The sequence below is a fragment of the Sorangium sp. So ce693 genome (assembly GCF_051521375.1).
Classification (GTDB): domain Bacteria; phylum Myxococcota_A; class Polyangia; order Polyangiales; family Polyangiaceae; genus Sorangium; species Sorangium atrum.
The window spans coordinates 4,952,981-4,974,679 of the sequence record NZ_CP150347.1 but is presented as its reverse complement, the minus strand read 5'-3'; the positions used below and the strand labels follow the sequence as shown (position 1 = coordinate 4,974,679).

Below are 21,699 nucleotides of genomic sequence, written 5' to 3'. Positions count from 1 at the left end.
CGCGGCCGGGCCCGCGCCCGCCGCTGGCGCCTACGCTCGGACGGCGCCACCGCCCATAGCGAGAATGAGCTTCGCCAGATCGAGGTCCGGCGGCTCCCCCGGCGTCAGTCGCCAGGCCCCGATTCCGAACCGCTCGCGGAAATCGCCCGCGAACCAAGGCTGACATGCCGACTCGACCGCCGGAACGAGGAGCAACCCGCCGCGGCATGGACCGCCAAACGTCTCCCACCGGAGCGCGTCACGGTAGATGTGGAGCGAGGTGAAGGAATCTGCGAGGGCCTCCCGCCGTACGCGGTACTTGGCGTCGAGACAGATCCACGAATGCGGCTCATCTGGTGACTCGAACGAGATCACGATATCGGGTCGACGCTCACCGGAGATGCTGTATCGGTCCGAGTTTCCCCGGGCGAGGTACCCGGGGAACGTCACGTTGTACCGAACGTCGATCAGCGCCCCGTCCTTCGGATGCCTCGCGGTGAACGCGGCCCCCGTCCCCAAGCCGGCGAGCAGCTCGTTCCCCGCCCCCTGACGCCAGGTCCACGTCCACCCATCGAGAACTCCGGCGAGCGCCCGCTGCACCGCGAGCAGCGTCCACAGCTCGTACAGCTCGAAGCTCGGGCGCACCGGGGCTTCAGCGCCGCTCAGCGATTCGCGCAGGCGGAATCGCGGCGACAGGAAGGGCCGAGCCAGCGCGTGGGCGCGGGCGTAGACAGGATCGTCCTGCACCGCGAGGAGCGCGGCCTCGGTGGCGGGCATGGGCGTCAGCGACCCGAGAAACGTGCGTCGCAGCGTGGTTGACAGCTCGTCCGCCGCGCCTGCGGCCGCGCGAGCTCGTGCACGGCACCATTGCGCGGTGTCCGGCTGCAGGCGTCGTTTGACCGCGGCGTCGCCGAGCACGACGCTGAGATCGCCGAGCACGCGAGCGACCCGCCCGACGAGCCAGGCAACGTAGCGGTTCACCGGGTGATCGACGGTCTCGTGCGTTACATCCTGCGGCACGTACGGGTCCTGCTGGCCGGCGCGAGCGGCCAACCAGGGATCCACCGCACGTGCAGCCGCCGGGTGTCTCGCCAGCCAGTGGAGCGTCTCTCGATCCGCGCGCCGCACGGCTCGCAACGGGACGTCCTCACGCGTGGACGCCGCGAGCTCCCGCGGCGCCGCGGCGATGGCCCGAATGGCGCGGAGGAGCGCCGGCACCAGCGGCAACAGGGCTATGGCTAAAACAGCGGCCGTGGTGCCCTCCGACTGGACGGCGCCGACGCCGCCGCCCTCGAGGCCGATGGCCAGGCCCGGCGACCACGCATCCAGGTCCGCGAGGAGCGCGAGCCATGCCCCGTCGGAGAGCTTCTCGTTGCGCGGGGCCACCTGGACGGCGACCTCCGTCTCCTGGGCGCCGTGCGCCACCTTGAGCACCGCCGAGCCGACCCAGTGGCCCACCTCGAGCGTGAACGCCCCGCGCTCCTGGCTCCAGGGCAGCTCCAGCGGTCCGAGCCACGCCCGCGGCGCGCCGGCGCCACGAGGCGCATCGACGTGGTAGGTCCTCGCCTCTTCGAGGTGCAGGACGCCGTCGACGGTATGCTGGTCCAGGCCGTCCGCGTCGCGGACTTGAAGGCTCATGCCCAGAACCGGGTCACGCCCGTGTGCTTGAGCAGATCCATCATCGTCGCGAGCTTGGCCTCGCACATGGTGAGGCCGCGCCGCTTGCAGATCCCCAGGAGCGTCTCGAGCGCGCCCTTGAACGCCGGCGTGTCCTCGCCGCGCAGGCGTGGCAGCACCTTCGAGAACACGGCCTGGTCGAGGAACGTCGCCTGCGCCGCGCCGCCCAGCTCCGGGACGGCGTGCATGAACGCGAGCACCTCGCCGGCCGCGCGGTAGCCGAAGTGACGACGGACCGCGCGCATGGCATCGTGCAGTTCGAGCAGCGCCACCTCCACGTCCGGGAGCCGCTTGCCCGGGCTCCTGGCCGCGGCGCGCTCGAAGAAGCGCTTGAGATCCACGTCCCAGAACTCGAGCGTGAAGGCCCGGTCCAGCACCTTGTCGCTGAACGGATGGGTCGTCTCGTCCATGTTGACGGTGCCCGCGATGTAGAGGTTCGTCGGCCAGGGGACGCGCGGGGGAACGTCGTTGACCTCGGCGCCATTGGCGTGGAGCACGAGCTCCTTGCCCGTCTCCATGGCCGAGAGGAACGGCGCGAAATAGCGCTCGACGCGGGCGAGGTTCATCTCGTCGAGGACGAGGAAATAGGGGCGCCCCGGATCGGCGGCGGCGCGCAGGACGAGGCGGAGCGCCGGCTCGGCCTGGAAGGTGGGGTTGGCGTGCAGGGCGTTGAAGTACCCGAGCAGCCCCGAGGGGTCCCGCCAGTCGGGCGAGACGGGCACGATCTCCCGGTGCGCGGCGGGGGAGAGCCCCATCAGGTCGCAGACCGCGCGGGAATAACAGAGCGTGACGGCGGTCTTACCGGTGCCCGAGAGGCCGGAGAGGAGCACGAAGCGCTTGCGTGGATTGCTGCGCCAGGCGGCGTGGAGGCTGGCGAGCTGGCGGTCCTCGAAGACGAAGTCGGCGATCTCCGGATCGGACTTGAAGCGCGCGAGGATATCGTTGAAGCCGGGATACGGGATCTCCCTCGATGCGACGGCGGTCGTGCCCTCGGTCGGGCTGGTATCGATGATCTCCTCGGGCGGAGGCTTCGGAAGCTCCTTCGGAAGCCGGGTGGCCCACGCGGCGCCATACTCCGTCAGATGGAGGCCGCCGCGCTCGTCGCGCTTGAGCAAGCCGAAATATTGGCTCCAGCTCCGGAGATCGTCGGGGACCCCAGCGGTGGTCCAGGTCGGATAGATCTTTTGCAGAGCGACGACCACGGCCGCGTCCGTCGCCCCTCGGTGCTCCTCGACGTACCGGAGGAGATGGGCGAAGCCGAAGACGCGCTGGAGGAAGCGTTCGATGAGGATGTCCGGCTGCTCACTCCCCAACAGCTCGTCGCCGTCCTTCGTGGCGTAGAGCAGGCCGTCGCGCTGCTCGATGAACCCGAGGCCCTTGGTGCGGATGATGAGCTGGCGCAGCGTCGGCGTCGGGACTTTGTCGAAGCTACCGCTCGCCTGAAGCACGCCCACGAGATCGTCTTGCGAGAGCCCCGGGAGGGCCGCTTGCACCACGGCGTGGTACGCGCCCGCGAAGTTGCGCACCGCGAGATAGCCCACGTACTGCTTGGCGAAGGGCCAGACCACGAGCGGAGGCAGCTTGGCGTCGGGCGGGGGCGTCGCTGCGGCCTCGGCAGGCCCATTGCTTTTCCACGGCGGCATCTGCCCAGCCGAAAGCCGCTCGTAGTTCTCGTGGAGCCACCAGCAGAAGGTCGAGCGCTGCACGTGCTCGGCCAGGGTCTTCTCCTCCCCGAGCACGGCCCGGAGCCGCGCGCGCATCTTCACCTGGGCCACGAGCGGGGGATCGCTCGTGTCACCCAGGAGGAGCTTGGCGATGTGCCGAACGGCATCGTAGCTGAGCACGCAGCTCAGCTCGGCTGGCAAGAGCGCGCCGACCAGCCGCTGGAGCTTGGCGTGCGGCCTGGGCTTGACCTCGCGCGCCACGGCCATACCGAGGATGCGCTCGTACTCGCCCTGGATCTCTGCGGCCCGGACCGCGACGTCGGGCGAAAAAGCGCGCCCACGGAGGCCGACGATGATGTCGACGAACTCGGGGTCGGCGAGGAGCGCGTCGATGTTGATGGCGTCGCCGTAGCCGGCGGGGGTGATCGCGCGGGCGTTCCAGAGCTTCTTCTGCGCAGCTTCGGTCCGCAGCTCGGACTCGGGGGCGTTGCGCACCCAGGAGAGGAAGTCGAGATAGTCTCTTTGCCACTTCGCCCACTCGGCAGGTGGGGTGAAGCCCTTCCAGACGGTGGTGAGCTGTTCGTCGGTCAGCATGATGATGCGCGGCGATGATAGCGGACCGTGGAAAGGTCACGCAAGATCCCGGACGTGTCCGAGACGCTGGCGCTTGCCGAGATGGATCACGCCCCCAGCCGCCACCTGTCGAGCGGGAGGAGCAGCTTCTCCTTGATGGCACCCTCGTCCTCGAGCGTGGAGAGATTCAGATCGAAGTAACGATGCGCGTATTCATCTCCGCCGACCCTGACCTTGTGCTCGGCCCCATTCTTCCTGTTAGCAGAGCGCGAGAGCTGGCTCCAGGCGGAGCTCCAATCGGGCTTCTTGGCTCGTGTGCGGTGCAAGCCGATCCGGAGCTCGGAGGCCGCCGCCTCGGCGGGCTTGAAGCAGGTAGGGTCAGGTTCCCCGTCGCAGGAGTCATCGTATCCGGTATCAGCGATGGCATGGATGTGGACCTTGGAATAAGCGCCGTTGCTGGATCCCTGCCAGACGCACTCGACCTGGTAGGCAGGCGTTAGGTCCCATGCCCAGTGCTCAGGCCGGAAGAACGGCTTCGTTGACTGGGGGAGCCTCGCGACGTTGATGGGAGCCCATCGTTCGAATTCGAAGCCCCGCTCGGCTAGAAATTCGTCTGCCAGTTGCAGCAGATCGCACAGCCGCCGATGGTAAGCATGCAGGAGCCTGTACGCGCGACGCACATCGACGAGCGCCCCATCCAGATCGACGTTCTTCTCGCTCACCGGATCCTCCACCGCTGGATCATGCACACCGAGCCTTCGCTCCCGAGTCGTTCTGCGACCGTTGGCAACGACGAGAACCACGTTTTCCTACGGTACCCCCACGCTTCGAGCGCCGCAGCCATGTCGCGCAGGATCGCCGCGTGCGGCGATGCGCGCGTCGAGGCCTCGATCGGATAGAGCACCTCGCGCAGATCCTCCCATTGGATCGTGAGCACCCCGGCAACATCGCTCGCGACCTCGCGCCGGACACGAGCAAGGTAGGCATGCCCCTCCTGCATCACGATCCCTCCCACCGCGATGAGCCATAGCTGCTTCTTCGAGTGCGCGGGAGCCGCCCGTGCCGCGCGAATCTGCTCCACCCACTGTGCCGGGTCCTAGAATCCTCGATGCTTGGCCTCGATCAGGAGCAGCGTGTCGCCCCACGAGACGAGCAGATCGGGCTCGACACGCACTTTGTTCCGCCCTCCATCGCCTGGCCGAAGGCTGGGCCAGAACGACCACGAGGGCACCCCCACGGGAGGGATCGCGGGCATCGGCGGACCATCGCCCAGGGGCTTGCTCGCGCCACGCAGGATGGCCCACGCGAGCTCGGCCGGCAGGTACTCCAGCCGCTCGAACACCATCGACGTGAGCGGGTCCTCGAGCTCCGTCAGCCCGTCCGCCGCCGTCTCCTGGGTGCTTCCCTCCTCCAGCGTGTCTCCGCCGCTTTCCTCGTCGACGCCGACCGCCACCCGGCCGAGCTTCCCGTGCAGGAGCGCCTTCAGCATGCACGACGAGGCTACAGTCGTACTGCGCCGGCTGTCATCCGTGACAGCGTGCTCGCTACCTACGCCGTGTCGTCGCACGTTCCTCGTGGGCGTCGCCGAGCACGCGGTCCTCCGGGGGGCGTCGAGACGGCTTCGGGCTTCTTGGCGCCGGGTGGAGCTAGAGAGGAGGTGTGTGCCGTGTAGTACGATGGTCGAGCCGCGAGCTCCCTCCTCGGCCCCAGCTCAAGGCCCGAGCACGTCGAGGAGGCGACCGAGATCCGGGCAGCGGCTCAGCACCTCGGCGCGTCGAGCCGGGCCTGGCCTGATCCGAACGCGCAGGAGATCCTCGTCGTCGCGCCCCTTCTTGTAGCGTCGCTCGGAGATGACCTGGAATACCCGATCCAGACACTCCGCCGGCTTGCGGTACTGGACTGCGAACTCCTCGGCGCCGAGCGTCGCCGGAGGAGGGACACACCTGTCCAGCAGCTCTTGAACCCGTTCGCGGCGACCTTCGGCGTGATCGAGGAGGGCGTCGGGGCACGCGACGAGCAGACTCTCCTTGCTCCAGCGGATACAGCGCACGTACAACCTCGACGACTTCTCCTCCGAGAGCGCAGATTCTCGCACGAGGTGGTCTTTCCATGACGCCTCGAAGGCGATCACCCATTGGTGCAGCGCTGCGCCGTCCCCTCCGGCGGGCGCTGGCCGCGCGCCCGGAACGAGGTTTTGCGGCCTGTCGGCGTCCGCGAGGCAAATGACGCGATCGGGCGGGAGCTTCGTCTGCTTGAGCGGCGTCCGCAGGAGCCTGGGCACCTCGTGCACGAAGTTGCCGGTGCCGCGGACGGGTCTCCCCTCCACGATCATCTCGGGAAGACCACGGTCTCTGCGCATGGCCTTGACGAGCAGGTGCAGCTCTTCGTGGTAGTCGTCCTCGTAGGCGATGACGATCGATCTCACGACACGGACATCCCGTCTTGAGGAGGCGACTCCAGCATGCCTCGGGCGCGCAGCTCCGACAGCGAATATTCCTTGAGCCAGGCGTCGAGCAGCTCCCCGTCGAGCGTCTCCACGGTGACGCCGGCGTCGCTCGAGAAGCGCGTGATGCCGAGCGACGCGGCGGGGTCCTCCAGGTGATCGAGCAGGCGGTCGGCGTGCGTGGCCGCCAGGATCGGGGTCTTCTCGGCGCGCGACTCCATCACCTTCACGAGCCGCCGCATCGCCCTGGGATGGAGGCTCCGCTCCGGCTCATCGAACGCGATCAGCGCGGGGCTGTCCGGCGCGTGCAGCGCGGCGAGCATCGCCAGGTAGACGCGCATGCCTTCGCTCATGTCGTCGAGGTAGAGGGTCGCTCCCGAGCGCTTGTCGCGCCACGTCAGGGTGATCACGCCTCGGCCGGGCCCGGGAGGGAATCGCATCTCGTCGCACCAGGGAAAGACGGCCTGCAGGTCGGCGAGCAGCGCGCTCCACGTGTCAGCGTATTCCTGCGAGAGGGTGTGGAGCGCGTTGAGGAGGTCGCGCCCAGACCGCTTGATGCGGCGCGTCCGCTCCACCGGCCGCGCGTTGATGGGCTCGTGCGCGCCCTCCGCGCCGTCGGGGGCGGCGCCGAGGGCGAACGACGGATAGAAGGCGATGCTTTGCAGCGCCTCCTTGACGTGCATCGGCGTCGGGTAACGCACCTCGTCCGAGATAGCCGCGAGGCTGGAGTTCGTGAGCATCGCGCTGTCCGACTCCACCGGGGCCACGATATCGTTCTTCTTTGTCTGGACATTGGCCGCCCAGGACGCGGCGCCGCCCTTCAGCGCGATGAACGGACGCTGGTCGAAGCCGTTCTTGTAAACCCGGACCTCTTCGTCGAGGACGGTAGGGCTCGCCCTGACGCTCCCGAAGCGGATCATGTATTCGACCGGCGCCCTCTCCCGCTGAAAGACGGGCGAGCGCTCCGAGAAGCGGGCAAGCAGCTCGATCTCGGTGCTCGTCCCGGCCCACGCGACAGCGGCCCATCCGCCCCGATCGAGGATCGCCCGCCCGGCCCGCCCGCCCGCGGCTGCGCAGATCATCGCGACTCCATCCAGGATGGAGCTCTTGCCGCTGGCGTTCTCGCCGATGAGCACCAGCGGTTTGCCTGGGGGCAGCGAGATCTCCACGTCCTTGAGCGCGCGGAAGCCTTGGATGCGGATCTTCTCGAGCATGGCGGCGCTCGCCGTCTATCGCGCGGATGCGGTTCGTCGTCCAGATCTCACGCACGCCGAAGCCACGGGGACGGGCCCAGGACTCCCACGCGCTGCGCAGCGGCCGATCGCTCGGAGCGCCGCCGACGATCCGTTCGCCGCGTTCGACGAGGCGTCGAGCGCCTCGCAGGACCGGGCGCAAGCGACAAACGTGTGGACGCTGACTACACCGCCAGCCACCGCACCGTCCCGGCGACGTCGAGCAGAAAGTTCTCGACGACCTCCAACGCGAATCTCTCGGGGAGGCAGTCCTGGAACTTCGATAGCCGGTAGCCCGGCAACCTGGCGAGCACGGCCTGGCGCAACTCGGGTGCGTCCCAGAAGGCCGATGACGACATCCTGCCGATCGTCCCACGAACGCTCTCGTGACCGATCCCGTCACCCTCGATGCGAAGCTGAAAGTTGTCGGCGACGACCTTCCAACCTTCCGCGACCTCGAACCCGTACTTGAGCGTGTGATTCACACGGCCTCCCGCGAAGGTCCACCAGCGGGCGACGCTGCCGTCGATCTGCACGGCGTGGCCCGCTCGCCGGAGCAGATCGCCCAGGTCTCCTCGCTTCTCCTCGATGTGCTTCATCCCGCGCTCGTCGACGTACGGGTAGCGAACGGCCTCCGTGAGCACCCGCTTCATCCTCTGGCACAGCTCGAACCCGAGGAGCTGCGGGATGAACCCGCCCCAGCTCGGTTTCACGCGACCGCCGCGGCGAACGACGCAAATAGATCCCCCGGCAGCGCATGCTGCAGCCGCCACGTGATTGCCATCGGCAATTCGCTCTCGTGCCGCACATAACTCGCCGGCCCCAGGAACCAGAACGCCCGCTCGTCGCTGCGCAGCCGCGCGAACAGCATGACCGCCGTGCCGAGGCCCTCGTGCTGCTGGTAGCGCCGCCCCGTCTCGCTATCGGCGCGGGTGGTCGACTGGCTCTCCCAGTGGATCAGCTGCCGGTTGATGGCATGGTCGCGGTAGCGCGTCGTCGGCGAGAACTGCCCGTTCGTCTTGTCGAGCGTGAACGCGAGCAGGTCGGCCCTGGCCTCCTTCGCCCAGTAAACACCCGTCTGCCAGGGTGCCACCTTCGCGCCGCCCCCAGCTCCGAACGCCGCCAGGATCTCGATGCGCGAGTAGCGCGCGTGCACCTCGAGCGGCACGTCCGGATGGGTCGCGAGCGCCCGGTGAACGTGATCCACGCGGGCAGCGAGCACGTCCATCACCTCGACGAGCTCCGCGCGCACCTGCGGATGCGCCCAGACGAGAGCGCACGCCTGCGCCAGGGTGGTCGCCTTGTCAATGGCGCGATCAGCCACGGTGGCGACGAGCATGCGCAGGAGGCGGCGCTCCCGCAGGTTCATCGCTCCCGGATCGGGACACGCGTCGGACGCGAGCAGCCGGCGAACCACCTCGATCCGCACGAAGTCGTCGACGTGGAGCAGCCGCCCGCACGCGCGCCGCAGCACCTGTTCGTGCGGTCCCACGCCCAGCGACGGGAGCCCGGCGTCATCACGGAGGTCTGACCACGACCGCTGCCCGGCATAGACGTCCTCGAGCTCAAGCCCGGTCTCTTCGAGGAACCGCGCAAGGCTTACGTCGCCGCTGCGGGCGAGCCGCCGCAGCTCGTCCACCTTGGCCGTCCACCCCGACGGCACCGCTTGCCGGATGTTGTCGAGCACGAGCTCCGATGCCTTCTGGTCGAGCTCCATGTGGCAGCCCGCAGGCAGAAACGGGAATCCGCCTTCGATCTGCTGAACGAGCTCCTTCCGGCTCCCGCCGAGCAGGGCTCCGAAGCGGCGATCGAAGCGGAACTCGCGCCGATGGTGCCCGACGAAGTCGAGCACCGTGCAAACGGTCTTGCCGGCGCTGCGCCGCAGGCCGCGCCCGAGCTGCTGCAAGAAGAGCGTGGGGCTGTCGGTCGGGCGCAGGAGGATCAGCGTGTCGACCGCAGGGACGTCGACACCCTCGTTGAACAGATCCACGGAGAAGACGACGTTGACCCGCCGCGCGCCGAGATCCGCGAGGGCCGCGCGCCGCTCGTCATCGGGGCTGTCCCCCCACACCGCGATCGCCGCGACACCGGCCTCGCGAAAGACGCGCGCCATGAACCGCGCGTGCTCGATGCTGACGCAGAATCCGAGCGCCCGCATCGTTCGCGTGTCATCGACATGCGCGGCGAGCTGGGCCACCACCTGACGGGCCCAGGCGTCGTTGGCTGTGAGCAGCTTGGAGAGGCCATCGACGTCGTAGCCGCGCCCGCGACGCCACGGCACATCGCGCAGGTCCAGCCCGTCGTGGATGCCGTAGTAGACGAACGGAACGAGCCGGTGCTGATCGATCGCGTCCCAGAGCCGCAGCTCCGCGGCGATCCGGTCATCGAACCAGCCGAGGAGCGGCAGCCCATCGCTCCTCTCGGGCGTGGCCGTGAGGCCGAGGAGCTCGACGGGACGCGCGCGCTCCAGCAGCGCGCGGTACGACGGCGCGGCGGCGTGGTGAAACTCATCGATGATCACCACGTCGAAATGGCACGGATCCAGGTCATCGAACCCTGCCGCCGCGAGGCTCTGGATCGACGCAAAGACATGCTCGAAGCGCCGCGGGTGACGGCCGCCGACCCACAGCTCGCCAAAGGCATGATCGCGCAGGCCGTGACGGAAGGTCGCGAGGCTCTGCTCCAGGATCTCCCCGCGGTGCGCGACGAAGAGCAGGCGTGCGCGGGGGAGCGCCTCCCGGAGCCGGGCGTAGTCGATGGCGGCCATGACCGTCTTGCCGGTGCCGGTCGCCGATACCAGCAAGTTGCGGTGATGCCCGCGCTCGCGGGAGAGCGCGATCTGCTCGAGAAGGCGCTCCTGGAACGGCTCGGCGCGGAGCTCGATCGGGCTGAGCATCACCGATGGCGCCGCGTTCGTTGCCTGATCGACGCGCGCGAGGAACTCCTCACGGTCGTACGGCACGAAGTCACCGCTGTTCCAGTAGCTCTCGAAGACGGCGGCGACCTTGGCGATGACATCCGGGTTGCGGGCGCCGGCCACGCGAACGTTCCACTCGAGCCCGCTCGTTTGTGCGGTGTGCGTCAGGTTGGAGGAGCCGATATAGGCGGTCGAGAAGCCCGACGCTCGATGAAACAGCCAGGCCTTCGCGTGCAGGCGAGTCGTCCCCGTGTCGTACGACACGCACACGTCGGCGCCGATCTTGCGGAGCGCATCGAGCGCCGTCGCTTCGGTCGATCCCGTGTACGTAGTCGTCAGCACCCGCAGCGCGCGGCCCGCCTGACAGTGCACGCGGAGCGCCTCGAGCAGCGGGGCGATGCCGCTCCGGCGGACGAACGCCATGACGACGTCGATGCGGTCCGCCGAGCGAACCTCGGTCAGGAGCTGGTGGCCCACCCTCGGCTCGCCAGGCGCGTTGGTGAGCAGCGCGGTGTCGAGGAGCGGGATGAGCGGCTCAGGGATCGTCTCCTGGCTGCCGTCCGGCTGGCGCCCGACAATGGCGTGGAGCACCGTCGCCGGCTCGACGGGCGCCTCGGGCTGGAGCTCCGCGCCGGCGATCTCCTGGTCGATCTGCTCGACGAGCCTCCGCGCCAGACCCACGCCGACGGCAACACGCTCTTCATCGGGCACGCCGGAGATGGCGCGTTGCACAACGCGAGCCAGGTGCAGTGCGATACGGTCGGCGGCCTCAGCGGCCCGGAGCGCCGCAGTGCGAACCTCCAGGCCGGCGTCGAGCTCGCGCAGGCCGGACGCCAGCGCCTCGGTGATCAGATCCTGGTAGAGACCGCGCCGGCTCGCCGTCATGGCCAGCGAGTCTACGGCAAGCGAGCGCACGTCCAAGAGGCATTCGGCCGGTTGCTCGGCGCAGCGCCAGCACCGGAGAGGCCGGCAAGCCCACGCCGGTAGGTGACGCCTACCGTAAGGCCATCGCCATCGGCACGCGCGTGCTGCCCAGGAGCCCCATCGCCGGAGTCGGCGCCACCGGCTGTGCGCGCGACCAGTGGACCGCACTCACCCGCTTCCCTGAGGATGGGCGGCTCCGCCTGGGCAACAGCCGCAGTGAGCTAGAGCTTCGCAGAGATGCACTCGGCCGCAAGAACCGCTGAAACCGGGCACGTCGAGCAGGCTCTCATCGCTCTCGAAACTCGCGGGGAGCGTCTTCGAGCTCGGCGAGGTCTAGCTGCCGTCGTGCGGGGTCACGCTCGTCAATGACCGACGACGGAGAGAGCCATCACCACGCAAGCGAGAATGAGCGCCGAGCAAATGGGCAACACGATCCAGAAACCGAGGTACGGCGTGGAAGGGTGACGGACGCGAACGAGGCTGACGACAAGGACGTAGAGCGCAGAGGTCAGCGCGAACGTAAATGCCAACGGTTTGAGCATTTTCGTTCCTTCAATCGAGAAGACATACAGGGAGAACAGAGTTGGCAGCGCGAGCAAAAGGACGATGAGGATCTTGAGGAACATGCCGAACGCTCGTCTTGTCGGTCAGGGTGTCAGGTTCGCAGTAACGGCAACTTTGCGCGGGATCCGAGTCTCAAGGTGGGCCGTCGACGCGTCCGCGCTCCGGCGGACAGGGAGCCCTACCGACTTCCCGAAGTGAAGAGGGAATTTCGCCGTCCATCCGGGAGGCCGGGTCGTCCGGGTCGCGGGTCCGGGAGCGCGCGGCGAGGTCGGCTCGGCCGGCAGGCCGAGGTGTTCCAGGATCGTCCTGGCGGTCGCCTTCTCGGTGATGGCGGCGAGGAGGCGCAGGCGGCCGGCGCACTACGCGCAACGGAGGGCGTCGAGCCCGAACGCTCGATGGAGCAAGCCGCGGGCATCACGGCGGGCCCGGCGGGTGCTGCTGCGAGCGAAACGTGCGAGCCCCAACGGCCGGCCCGCGGGGGGCCCAGCGCAGAAGAATTCAGCGCCGCAATTCATCGAGGAAACGGGCGGCCACCGCGGCCGGCGAGCCCTTCTTCTCGTCCACGGCCACGTTCATCTGGCGCATCTTCCGCGCGTCGATCGTCCCCGACAGCCCGCGCAGCGCCTCCAGCACCTCCGGGCGGGTGCGCGCGAGCCGATCGCTCACCAGCACGAGCGCGTCGTACGGCGGGATGGCCCGGCGATCGTCCTCCAGCAGCACCAGATCGTCGACGATGATCCGCCCGTCGGTCGAGAAGGCGGTGATCACATCCACCTGCTCCGCCCGCAGCGCCTCGTAGAGCAGCGACGGATCCATGCTCCGCGCCTCGCGGAACGCGAGGCCGTACACGCGCTCGATGGCGCGCCACTCCGGCCGCTGGAAGATCTCGTAGTCGCCCCCCACCCCCAGCGATCGCGCGCGCGCCCCGAGATCGCTGATGCGCCGGATCCCCAGCCGCTCGGCCTCGGCCCGCCGCATGGCGAGCGCGTAGGTGTTCTCGAACCCGAGCGCGGCGGCCACGTGGACGTTGTACCGATCGAGCAGCTCCCTCTCCACCGTGGCCAGCACCGACGCGCGGTCCGCGCTCTCCGTGCTCCGTCCCAGGACGTTCGCCCAGAGGGTGCCCGAGTAGTCGACGTAGACGTCGATCTCGCCGTTCTTCAGCGCGTCGAACACCACCGTCGATCCGAGCGATCCCAGCGTTCGCGCCGGCACGCCGGCGACGCGCTCGATCCTCCCGGCGACGATGCCGGCGAGGATGTACTGCTCCGTGAAGGTCTTGGCGCCGACGGTGATGGACACCTGATCGCGCGCGAGGAGGGCGCGCACGACCGGGGCGACCGCGAAGACCGCGAGCCCGGCGAAGCCGCCGAGACACAGCAGCACGAGGCGCCGGCTGTGGCGCGTGACGCCGGCGAGCAGGCCACGCACCAGGCCGTCCAGCACCAGCGCGAGCCCGGCCGAGGCCACACAGCCGATCAGCACGGCCGTGTAGTTGCGCGTCTGCAGCCCGCTGAAGATGTAGTCACCAAGGCTCGGCGCCCCGACCGGCGTGGAGAGCGTGGCGGTGCCCACCGTCAGCACCGCCGCCGTGCGCACGCCGGCCACGATCACCGGGAGCGCCAGCGGCAGCTCGACGCGGCGGAGCTGCTCGCCGGGCGTCATCCCCACGCCGCGCGCGGCCTCGATCACCGCCGGATCGAGGCCCGAGAGGCCGGCCGCCGTGTTCCTGAGGACCGGCAAGAGGCTGTAGAGGAAGAGGCCGATCAGCGCCGGCAGGTAACCGATGCTGCGCGCGCCCAGGGCCGCGAGCACGGGCACCATGAAGGCCAGGAGCGCCAGGCTCGGGATGGTCTGGACGACGCTCGCCACGCCCAGCACCGGCCCCTCCAGGCGGCGCGATCGCGTGACCAGCACGCCCAGCGGGACGCTCACGGCCACGCCCAGCGCCAGGGCGACCAGCGTGAGCCCGAGGTGGGCGGCGAGGTAGCGCGGGAGGAGGGCGAGCTGCTCCTTCACGAAGCGCCGCCTCCTGCGATCGTTCGCGCGGGCGCGCCCGCGATCAGCGACTCGACGGCGCGCGCCTGATCGAGCGGGCCGCGCACCAGATCGGCCACGTAGTCGTCGGCCGGCGCGCGCACCAGCTCGCGGCCGGGCGCGAGCTGCAGGAGGCGCCCGCCGCGCATGACGCCCACGCGATCGCCGAGGAGCAGCGCCTCGACGACGTCGTGCGTGACGAAGATCGCCGAGAACCCCAGGCTCCGGCGCACCCGCGCGAACGATCGCTGGAGGCGCTCGCGCGTGATCGGATCGAGCGCGCCGAACGGCTCGTCGAGCAGCAGCACGCCCGGCTCGGCCGCCAGCGCCCGCGCCACGGCCACGCGCTGCGCCTGGCCGCCGGAGAGCGCGTCGGGCCGCCGATCGCGGACCTCGGCTGGATCCAGCTCGACCAGCTCCAGCAGCGTGTCCACCCGACCACGGATGCGCCTCGCGTCCCAGCCGAGGAGCGCCGGCGTGATGCCCACGTTCTCGGCGACCGTCAGGTGCGGGAAGAGCCCGAGCCGCTGGAACACGTAGCCGATGCGGCGCCGGAGCGCGTGCGGCGGCACGGTGGTCACGTCCTCGCCCTCGACGCGGATGCGACCCGAGCTCGGCTCGATGAGCCGGTTCGTCATCTTCAGCGTCGTGGTCTTCCCCGATCCCGACCCGCCCAGCAGGACCACCAGCTCGCCCGGCTCGACGCGCAGGGAGACGCTGTCGACAGCGACGATTCCATCGTAGCGCTTGGTCACCTGATCGAGCTCGATCATCGCCGCCGAGAGCGTGGCTCCTCGCGTACGACCCGGAAGCTCGAAAAGACATGGGGATAGTCCCGGCGATACCAGTTGCGGAAGCTCGGCCGGAGGAACCCCTCGTCGGTCGCCCACGAGGCGCCGAACACAACGTCGTGCTCCCCGTCGAAGAAATCCGCCGAGTACCCGGGGTACGTGCGGGCGTACGCGACGAAGCCGGGCAAGGGCGCGAAGGGCGTGGACGTCCACTCCCAGCCATTGCCCACCAGCTCCTCGACGCCGAACGCGCTGGCGCCGTCCGGGTGGCTGCCCGTCGGCACCGGCGACCATCCACGAAAGCCGAAGTGGCCATGACGCGGCTCGCCCGGCGCGTGCCCCCACGGACGCGCGCGCACACCGCCGCTCGGCTCGCCGAACGCGGCGCGGCGCAGCTCGGCCTCGGTCGCCAGGCGCCCACCGCGCCAGACTGCATAGGCGCGCGCCTGCTCGCCCGAGACCTGCGCCGGCCAGCCCGACGCGACCTCGAAGGAGACCGGCCCGAAGATCGTCTTCACCGCCAGCCCGCCTCCGCCGCGCACGAACGTACGGGGCGTGAGCGCGGCCCGCGCGCCGTCTTCCATCGCCTCGAGGAAGGCCAGGTAATCGCCGTTCCGCACCGGCAACGAGTCGATGGTGAAGCCCGGGACATCGATCTCCGCGCGCCCGAACTCGTTGTCCCAGCCGAACGGGATCGCCTCGAAGTCCACGCCGATCACCACGCGGCCCGCCGGGACGCGCCGGGGCTCGGCCGCGCGCCCCCCGCCGCCCACGAACGCCGGCGCGCCGTCGGGGCGCCGCGCGGCGCCGTGCTCCTGAAGCATGTACATCAGCGTCTCGTGGTGCATCCGCTCGTGCTCGATCACGAGCTGGAGGATCCGCCCCCGCGCGCCGAGCACGTCCTCGGCGCGCGCCAGCACGTCGGGGATGCGCGCCCGCACGGCGCGGCGGACCTCGTCGCGGTACGCGATCACCTCGGCGATCGCCGGCCACGCGTCCCTCGACGCGGCGCGGGCGCCGTCCTCGCCGGCCGGATCGATCCCGCGCTCGAATAGCACGTCGAAATCGCTCCGCATGGGCCCGAGCCCGAGGACGCCTCGGCCGATCTGGTTCCACGCGAAGGCCGGGAGGTGCCCCAGGTAGAACGAGAAGGGGTGTCGCAGCGCGACGGGCCGACGCCCCATCGACGCCTCCGGGACGAGCGCGAACAGATCGTCGCTGCGGCGCCACGCGGCGGCGAGGAGCGCCTCGAACGAGGCCTCCGTCACGCGTCGCTCCGCCGGAGCAGGGCCAGCGCGAAGAGCTGGTCGGGATCGGTGTGCCACGAAGACACAACGAGCCCTCCGGCTCGGGCCGAGGCCTGGAGCGAGTCGCGCGTGAACTTGCAGCTCACCTCGGTGCGGATCTCGGCGCCGCGCTCGAGATCGAGCCGCAGATCGAGCGCCGGGATCTGCACGCGCATCCGCCGCGAGGCCACGAGGCGCATCTCGATCCACGCCCGCGCCGCGTCGTAGAAGGCCCGGTGCGCAAACGCGTCGGGCGCGAAATTCGCCCCGAAGCGCCGGTTGATCACGCGGAGCGCGTTGCGGTTGAAGGCCGCCGTCACGCCCTCCGGATCGTCGTACGCGGCCTCCAGCCGGGCCGTGTCCTTGACCAGATCGGCGCCGACGAGGAGCGCGTCCGACGGCTCCATGACGCGCGCGATCTCGCGGAAGAAGGCGCGCCGCTCGTCGGGGTAGAGGTTGCCGATGGTGCCCGCGAGGAAGACCACGAGGCGCCCCCCGCCCCGGCCGAGCCGCGGCAGGTCGGTGGTGAAATCACCGATCACGCCGCGGAACGTGTACTCCGGGTAGTCGGTGCGGAGGCGGCCGATCGACGTCTCCAGGAAGAGCCCGTTCACGTCCAGCATCGTGCACGTCTCGCCGCCGCCCACCCACCGCCAGGCGTCGAGCAGGATGCGGATCTTGCGGCCCGCGCCGCTGCCCAGCTCGACGAGGCGCCGCGGCCGGACGGCGCGCAGGATGTCTCCGGCGCGCTGCTCGAGGATGCCGATCTCCGTGCGCGTCGGGTAGTAGACCCCGAGGTGGGTGATCTGCTCGAACAGCTCGCTCCCGAGATCGTCGTAAAGGTAGACGGGCGGGATCTCGGGCAGCGATCGTGTGAGGCTCTCGCGCAATCGAGCGCGCTCATCGGGTGAAGGGTACGCGTCCTCCGCGAATGTGGAGCTCAACAGGACCTCCTTGAGGGAGCGCTGGGCAGCACGTCCATTGGGAGGAGAGCGGCGGACGTCAAGCATGGCTCCCGGCGTGCCGCCGTGGACGATGCTCGGTGAAACCCGAGCAGCGCGGACGTACTCAAGGGGTGTGCAGGAAACGGGGGCCGGATGTCCACCGCGAGACGACATCAAAGCGGATGGGGGTAGCGCTCATGGGAGTCTCCGGGAGTCATTGAGGGGCAGGGCATCCCGGTCGGCGGTCAGCGGTGCCGTGACCCTGTCGATCCCCGCACGGGCGCCGGCGCCATGGTCGGAGGCCAGGTAGCCGAGGCCGGCGACGTTCAGCGCCAGCGTCAGCCAGAACACGACGCGGAAGGAGCGCTTGCTGGATTTGTGGCGCAGCAACTGCTGCGCATACAGCGCGCCTGGCCAACCGCCGACCAGCGCGAGCAGGTGCAGGGTCTGCTCCGGCGTGCGCCAGGCGCCGCGCGCGGCGGCGCGCTTGTCCTTGTAATAGACCAGCAGCGTCACCAGGCTGGCGCCGACGTAGAGCCAGGGCAGCACACGCGGCACCCGCCCCAGGGCGGCCAGCGCTGTCACCAGCGCGAGGAAGGGCAGCGCCACCAGCAGGGCGCGGCTCGCCGGGCCCAGGCTGGCGCTGGCGCCGGCCAGTTCGACGTTTTCCGCGCGGACGCGGCCCTGCGCGTCGCGAGCCGCACGATAGCGGACCGTGGCGCCCACCGCGGGGCGCTGGCCGCGCGGCAGCGACTTGATGTGCACAAAGGCCTCGGGGCCGCCGTCAGCCGGCGCGATAAAGCCAAAGCCCTTGTCGTCCAGCCAGCGGACGATTTTTCCGGTGTTGCGCATGGGGTCTCCTCGATGTGCGGGCGCCGGGTCAGCTCGGTGCGGCGGGGCCGTCAGCGGCCCCACCGGGGTCACCGGATGGGGCCGTGTTCCGTGCACCATCATAACGCGGCCAGCGGGGGCGGCGGCACATCAAGCGGAAGCTCGAGGGTCTGAGCCCTGTCGGCGCCCTCGATTCCGGCGGCCTGAGCGGCCGTTCGGGGTGGCGCGCGGATCGAAGAGACCCTCGAAGGCGCCCGGCGGCGCGCGCGGTGCTCCTGTTCGCCAGGCTTACGAGCGCTCTCACCGAACGGCGCGCGCCTCCGCTTGGGCACAGGCCGCGCGTCTTTCACGAGCTGGTCTATTTTGTCGTCACACAGGACACGTCGTCCGCCGGAGAAGTCCAGTCCCCCACCGTTGACTCCAGCTCTTGAGACGGATAGTACATCACGAAATTATAACACATCTCATCCAGCGTCCGGTCCCCGAATTCCACGGCACTGTTGCCCGGGTTGTCCCACGCGCAACGCGTCCTCACGGTGTCGCCGCCTCGAAGGATGGTATCGTTATCGTACCAGATCTGGTTGTCGAAGTTCCACGGATCGGCGAGCCCCAGGTTGCTCGGCTCGCTGCCGTCCGTGGGCACCGTGTTGCTCGACAGGTGCTTGCCGAGGGTGTGCATGTGCGGCATGACACTGATTACCGAGAGCGCCCCCATATCCGGCGGGAACTGGTAATCGCAGCTCACGTCGAGCGAGCCGTGAGGCGGGATGTTGATGTCTTCTGTGCCGAACATGAAGATGCCGGCGTCGTTGGGGCGGAGCTCCGTCGTCGTGCAGACGTCGAAGCCGGTGCTGTCTTGCTGCCCGTCGAGGCCCTTGATGTTGCTGTAGTGCACCTGGACTGTGAAGTGTGCCGTGCCTTCCAGCGGGAAGCCCGCCTCTAGCGGCAGCTCCGTGGCCTTGCCGCCGGGCGCCCAGACGGCCAAAAGAGCCCCCATGATGTCTCCCCCATTGCACGGCGTGGGCGTCGAGGGAGACGCCTCATCCGCCTTGAAGAGCAGGATATGGTGTACAATGGTGCTGTTGTCGATGTGGGGCACGACCCCGACGAGGTGTCGTTTCTGGCCGATCTCTACATTGACCCCATAACACATATACTGGTCCTGGACGCCCTTCGGCATGACGTAAGGCGCGGACGGCGCTAGCAGGACATCCGGTGTGCAGCTCAGGGTCGGAGGGTCGATGGTTCCGCCGCCGCCCGGATCGACGCACGTGTCTTTACCGGCCGGCATGCCGGCGGCGATCCATTGATCGAAGATCGCGAGCTCCGCGGCGGTCAGGCGCTCGGTCGGGGGCGGAGGCATGGGGCGCGCGGTGTCGCGGGCGCGTGCGGCGACGAGCTCGTAGACCTTCTTGTTGGGATCGCTCACCGCGGGCGCGACCAGATCGCTCCGGTCGACCAGCGGGAACGGCGCGCCGAACTTCGGGGACGCCCCGTGACAGGTCTGGCACTTCGTCGAGAGGATCTTGTCGACGTCGCACGGCAGCGCTTCCGCGTTGCCGTTCTGCGGACCGGAGCCGGATGAGCCGCTGCTGCCCTTCTCGGCGTCGCTGCACGCGACGACCACGAGAGCGGATAGGAAGGACAGCGCCGAGAACAAATAACGACTACGATTCATGCGAGCTCCTCGGGGAAAAGTGCGACCTGAACCGGCGTTCGAGGGTATCGAGCGCTGATCTGCGGCTTTTCGGAAGGGCGGTCGAAGACCGAGATTCCGAAAAACGCCGTCGAATCGGGTGGAAGAAGAACGCGCGCCGCGAGCTCCCGAGACCAGCGGGAGACTTGGCGCGTGAGAGCACCGGCGACCCAGGTCTACGGACGGGCCGGCGACCTGGCGTCGGTGCTCCTTCGGTGAGTGCCCGCCCGCTCTGAGATCGTTCAACGGTGCGCATGTACCTCGAAGATGTCCTCGCCTGCCCTTGTGGCGGTCGGCGTCGGGTGATCGCGGACCTTCACGATCCCGAGGTGGTGACCGCTATCTTGGTCCACCTGGGGCTGCCGACCGAGGGGCCGGCCGTGGCCCGAGCGCGCGACCCAGCGGGGTGCGAGGCGGCGTGACGCGAGCGCGAGGAAGGGGGGCGACGGGGACGTGTGCCCGCCGGAGGCCACACGCCGCCAGCGCTGCGCCTGGAGCGGGCGAGCTGCCGCGGTCCGTGCATCGGCGGCGGAGCGCCGACGGGGGGCTCCGCAGCAGATCGCCCTTGGATGTCCTAGCCGCTTCGTCAAAGGCAAGTGAGGCTCACCGGCACGGGAAGTCGTCGAAGTCGCCGCAAACGGATAGATCGGTGCGGCCAGCGCCTACGGATAGATCCCACCGTCGCGAGCTTGTCGGCCTCGTCGAGAATCAACACCGGCACCAGGGAAGTCTTGGAGCCACGTCCACCGCGAGACGAGTGCCACTCGTCTTTTCTTGGAGGCATGTCCACCGCGAGACGAGCGCCACTCGTCTTTTCTTGGAGGCATGTCCACCGCGAGACGAGCGCCACTCGTCTTTTCTTGGAGCCACGTCCACCGCGAGACGAGTGCCACTCGTCTTTTCTTGGAGCCACGTCCACCGCGAGACGAGTGCCACTCGTCTCCCGCGTGGAGGAGCCGGCTCACCCGGATGGGTTCACGGCGTGATGCCCGCTCCGAGCGGTGGCGCCGGGACGGCTTCGGGCTTTGTGGCGGGGGCTCTTCGACGGGGCTTCGCGAGGTCGTCGACCATCTCGACGTAAGGCGCCAGCAGGAACGCGGCCAGCGCCTCGCTCCCCGGGATCTCCGGGTCGGCGTGGCTCTCGATCTTCTGGATCAGGCTCCGCAGCGCATCCCGGGCGGCGCTCCACTGCGGCCGGCCGTCGGTCGGCCCGCCCTCCTTGGCGAGGACCACGGTCGTGAAGCCGTAGGCCTCGCCGAAGCGCGCGTGGGCGGCGACGAGCTGCCGGTAGTGCCGGGTCCCGCCGAACTGCTCGATCACCGCCTGCGCGCGCTCCTCCTCCAGCGTCTTCATCCGCTGCACCATCGCGGCCCACTGGACCCGGGGCCGGCGCGTGATGAAGCGAAGCCCCTCGGGCGCCGGAAAGAGCTGCCCGTACAGCCAGCGCGCATCGGACGGCGACGGCGTCTGCCCATCCTCGGAGAGCCCGGCGGCGCCCGCGTTCCACTGCTCGAGCGCGCGCCATCGGTCGTCGCTGTCGGTGTTCGCCGCGCTCCGCTCGGCCTCGCTCGTCCCGGAATGGCGCTGGTCGGCCTGCGCGCTCGCCCGCACGCCGCGGAAATCCTGAAGCTCCGTCGCGGCCGCGTCGAAGCGCTTCCACGGCCTGTCGATGTGCGGCGGCAGCGCCGCGATGGGCTCGATCCCCCTGGGCAGCGGCGCGTCGCCCTCCTTGCGCTTGCCGCCCTTGGGCCGGAGCAGCGCCGCGATGCGCGCGCGCATCTGATCTCGGAGACCGATCACGTCGTCCGCGACGAGCTCCTGGGGGAGGACCATGGTCGAAAACATCGGTGATTCACTCACGGGGGAAACCTCCTGTGATGTCTGATGGGTTCTGGCCTGCCGCCGCGGCGACACGCCGTGGTTTCGCTGCGGCGTGGCTGCACGGCAACCCACGTGCCGGCGCGAGATGCGTGGAGGTCTCGGCGAAACGCCTCAGACAGCGAGGAGCTGAGCGCAACGTCCTGTCATGATCCGCAACGGATTGCGCTGTTGCGCAACGCTCCCGTCGGCGCGTCACGACCGCTCGTGTGGGGGACTCGCGACGCACAGGGTTCGCCGCTCCGCATGAAGTCGCGTTTCAC

At 69.5% G+C, this 21,699-nt stretch carries 17 protein-coding genes; all 17 read right to left on the bottom strand.

Annotation, left to right across the window (positions count from 1 at the left end; all coding sequences use genetic code 11):
• Positions 1 to 30 precede the first annotated feature (30 nt).
• The gene (locus WMF14_RS18595) at positions 31 to 1,617 is read right to left on the bottom strand and encodes a DUF2357 domain-containing protein (protein ID WP_437802656.1); all 1,587 of its coding nucleotides are present in this window, start codon (positions 1,615 to 1,617) and stop codon (positions 31 to 33) included.
• Entirely contained in the window at positions 1,614 to 3,914 is a 2,301-nt protein-coding gene (locus WMF14_RS18590; protein ID WP_437802654.1) for an McrB family protein, read from the bottom strand. The genes WMF14_RS18595 and WMF14_RS18590 overlap by 4 nt, the downstream gene beginning before the upstream one ends.
• 86 nt (positions 3,915 to 4,000) lie before the next feature.
• Positions 4,001 to 4,615 carry a hypothetical protein gene (locus WMF14_RS18585; protein ID WP_437802652.1) on the bottom strand — a complete coding sequence of 205 codons (615 nt, stop codon included), beginning with the start codon at positions 4,613 to 4,615 and terminating at the stop codon, positions 4,001 to 4,003.
• A complete protein-coding gene (locus WMF14_RS18580; protein ID WP_437802651.1) occupies positions 4,612 to 4,974 on the bottom strand; it encodes a hypothetical protein in 363 nt (120 codons plus the stop codon). Before WMF14_RS18580 ends, WMF14_RS18585 begins: the two co-directional genes overlap by 4 nt.
• A gap of 15 nt (positions 4,975 to 4,989) precedes the next feature.
• Positions 4,990 to 5,382 carry a hypothetical protein gene (locus WMF14_RS18575; RefSeq protein WP_437802649.1) on the bottom strand — a complete coding sequence of 131 codons (393 nt, stop codon included), beginning with the start codon at positions 5,380 to 5,382 and terminating at the stop codon, positions 4,990 to 4,992.
• A 222-nt stretch (positions 5,383 to 5,604) separates the two neighbouring features.
• Positions 5,605 to 6,318, bottom strand: coding sequence for a hypothetical protein (locus WMF14_RS18570; protein WP_437802647.1), 714 nt, complete (start codon positions 6,316 to 6,318; stop codon positions 5,605 to 5,607).
• Entirely contained in the window at positions 6,315 to 7,550 is a 1,236-nt protein-coding gene (locus WMF14_RS18565; protein WP_437802645.1) for an AAA family ATPase, read from the bottom strand. Before WMF14_RS18565 ends, WMF14_RS18570 begins: the two co-directional genes overlap by 4 nt.
• 203 nt (positions 7,551 to 7,753) lie before the next feature.
• Positions 7,754 to 8,281, bottom strand: coding sequence for a hypothetical protein (locus tag WMF14_RS18560; RefSeq protein WP_437802643.1), 528 nt, complete (start codon positions 8,279 to 8,281; stop codon positions 7,754 to 7,756).
• Positions 8,278 to 11,370, bottom strand: a complete 3,093-nt coding sequence (locus WMF14_RS18555; RefSeq protein WP_437802641.1) for a DUF3427 domain-containing protein — start codon at positions 11,368 to 11,370, stop codon at positions 8,278 to 8,280. The genes WMF14_RS18560 and WMF14_RS18555 overlap by 4 nt, the downstream gene beginning before the upstream one ends.
• 401 nt (positions 11,371 to 11,771) lie before the next feature.
• Complete coding sequence (locus tag WMF14_RS18550; protein WP_437802639.1) at positions 11,772 to 12,035, bottom strand: hypothetical protein; 264 nt, start codon at positions 12,033 to 12,035, stop codon at positions 11,772 to 11,774.
• A 436-nt stretch (positions 12,036 to 12,471) separates the two neighbouring features.
• Entirely contained in the window at positions 12,472 to 13,992 is a 1,521-nt protein-coding gene (locus WMF14_RS18545) for a glycine betaine ABC transporter substrate-binding protein (protein ID WP_437802637.1), read from the bottom strand.
• Positions 13,989 to 14,783, bottom strand: a complete 795-nt coding sequence (locus tag WMF14_RS18540) for an ATP-binding cassette domain-containing protein (RefSeq protein ID WP_437802635.1) — start codon at positions 14,781 to 14,783, stop codon at positions 13,989 to 13,991. Before WMF14_RS18540 ends, WMF14_RS18545 begins: the two co-directional genes overlap by 4 nt.
• Entirely contained in the window at positions 14,780 to 16,069 is a 1,290-nt protein-coding gene (locus tag WMF14_RS18535; protein WP_437802633.1) for an SUMF1/EgtB/PvdO family nonheme iron enzyme, read from the bottom strand. Before WMF14_RS18535 ends, WMF14_RS18540 begins: the two co-directional genes overlap by 4 nt.
• The gene (egtD, locus tag WMF14_RS18530; RefSeq protein WP_437802631.1) at positions 16,066 to 17,031 is read right to left on the bottom strand and encodes an L-histidine N(alpha)-methyltransferase; all 966 of its coding nucleotides are present in this window, start codon (positions 17,029 to 17,031) and stop codon (positions 16,066 to 16,068) included. Before egtD ends, WMF14_RS18535 begins: the two co-directional genes overlap by 4 nt.
• A gap of 195 nt (positions 17,032 to 17,226) precedes the next feature.
• A complete protein-coding gene (locus WMF14_RS18525) occupies positions 17,227 to 17,883 on the bottom strand; it encodes a DUF1294 domain-containing protein (protein ID WP_437802629.1) in 657 nt (218 codons plus the stop codon).
• Positions 17,884 to 18,220: 337 nt separating this feature from the next.
• Positions 18,221 to 19,540 (bottom strand): peptidylglycine alpha-amidating monooxygenase, encoded by a 1,320-nt coding sequence (locus WMF14_RS18520; protein WP_437802628.1) that lies wholly within the window; start codon positions 19,538 to 19,540, stop codon positions 18,221 to 18,223.
• Positions 19,541 to 20,533: 993 nt separating this feature from the next.
• Complete coding sequence (locus WMF14_RS18515) at positions 20,534 to 21,391, bottom strand: hypothetical protein (protein ID WP_437802626.1); 858 nt, start codon at positions 21,389 to 21,391, stop codon at positions 20,534 to 20,536.
• Positions 21,392 to 21,699 lie beyond the last annotated feature (308 nt).

Excerpts from the sequence above, each read along its gene's own strand:
- WMF14_RS18590 (WP_437802654.1), bottom strand. The coding sequence starts at position 3,914 with ATGCTGACCGACGAACAGCTCACCACCGTCTGGAAGGGCTTCACCCCA.
- WMF14_RS18555 (WP_437802641.1), bottom strand. The coding sequence starts at position 11,370 with ATGACGGCGAGCCGGCGCGGTCTCTACCAGGATCTGATCACCGAGGCG.
- WMF14_RS18515 (WP_437802626.1), bottom strand. The coding sequence starts at position 21,391 with ATGGTCCTCCCCCAGGAGCTCGTCGCGGACGACGTGATCGGTCTCCGA.
- WMF14_RS18520 (WP_437802628.1), bottom strand. The coding sequence starts at position 19,540 with ATGAATCGTAGTCGTTATTTGTTCTCGGCGCTGTCCTTCCTATCCGCT.
- WMF14_RS18565 (WP_437802645.1), bottom strand. The coding sequence starts at position 7,550 with ATGCTCGAGAAGATCCGCATCCAAGGCTTCCGCGCGCTCAAGGACGTG.
- WMF14_RS18595 (WP_437802656.1), bottom strand. The coding sequence starts at position 1,617 with ATGAGCCTTCAAGTCCGCGACGCGGACGGCCTGGACCAGCATACCGTC.
- WMF14_RS18525 (WP_437802629.1), bottom strand. The coding sequence starts at position 17,883 with ATGCGCAACACCGGAAAAATCGTCCGCTGGCTGGACGACAAGGGCTTT.
- WMF14_RS18575 (WP_437802649.1), bottom strand. The coding sequence starts at position 5,382 with ATGCTGAAGGCGCTCCTGCACGGGAAGCTCGGCCGGGTGGCGGTCGGC.
- WMF14_RS18540 (WP_437802635.1), bottom strand. The coding sequence starts at position 14,783 with ATGATCGAGCTCGATCAGGTGACCAAGCGCTACGATGGAATCGTCGCT.
- WMF14_RS18550 (WP_437802639.1), bottom strand. The coding sequence starts at position 12,035 with ATGTTCCTCAAGATCCTCATCGTCCTTTTGCTCGCGCTGCCAACTCTG.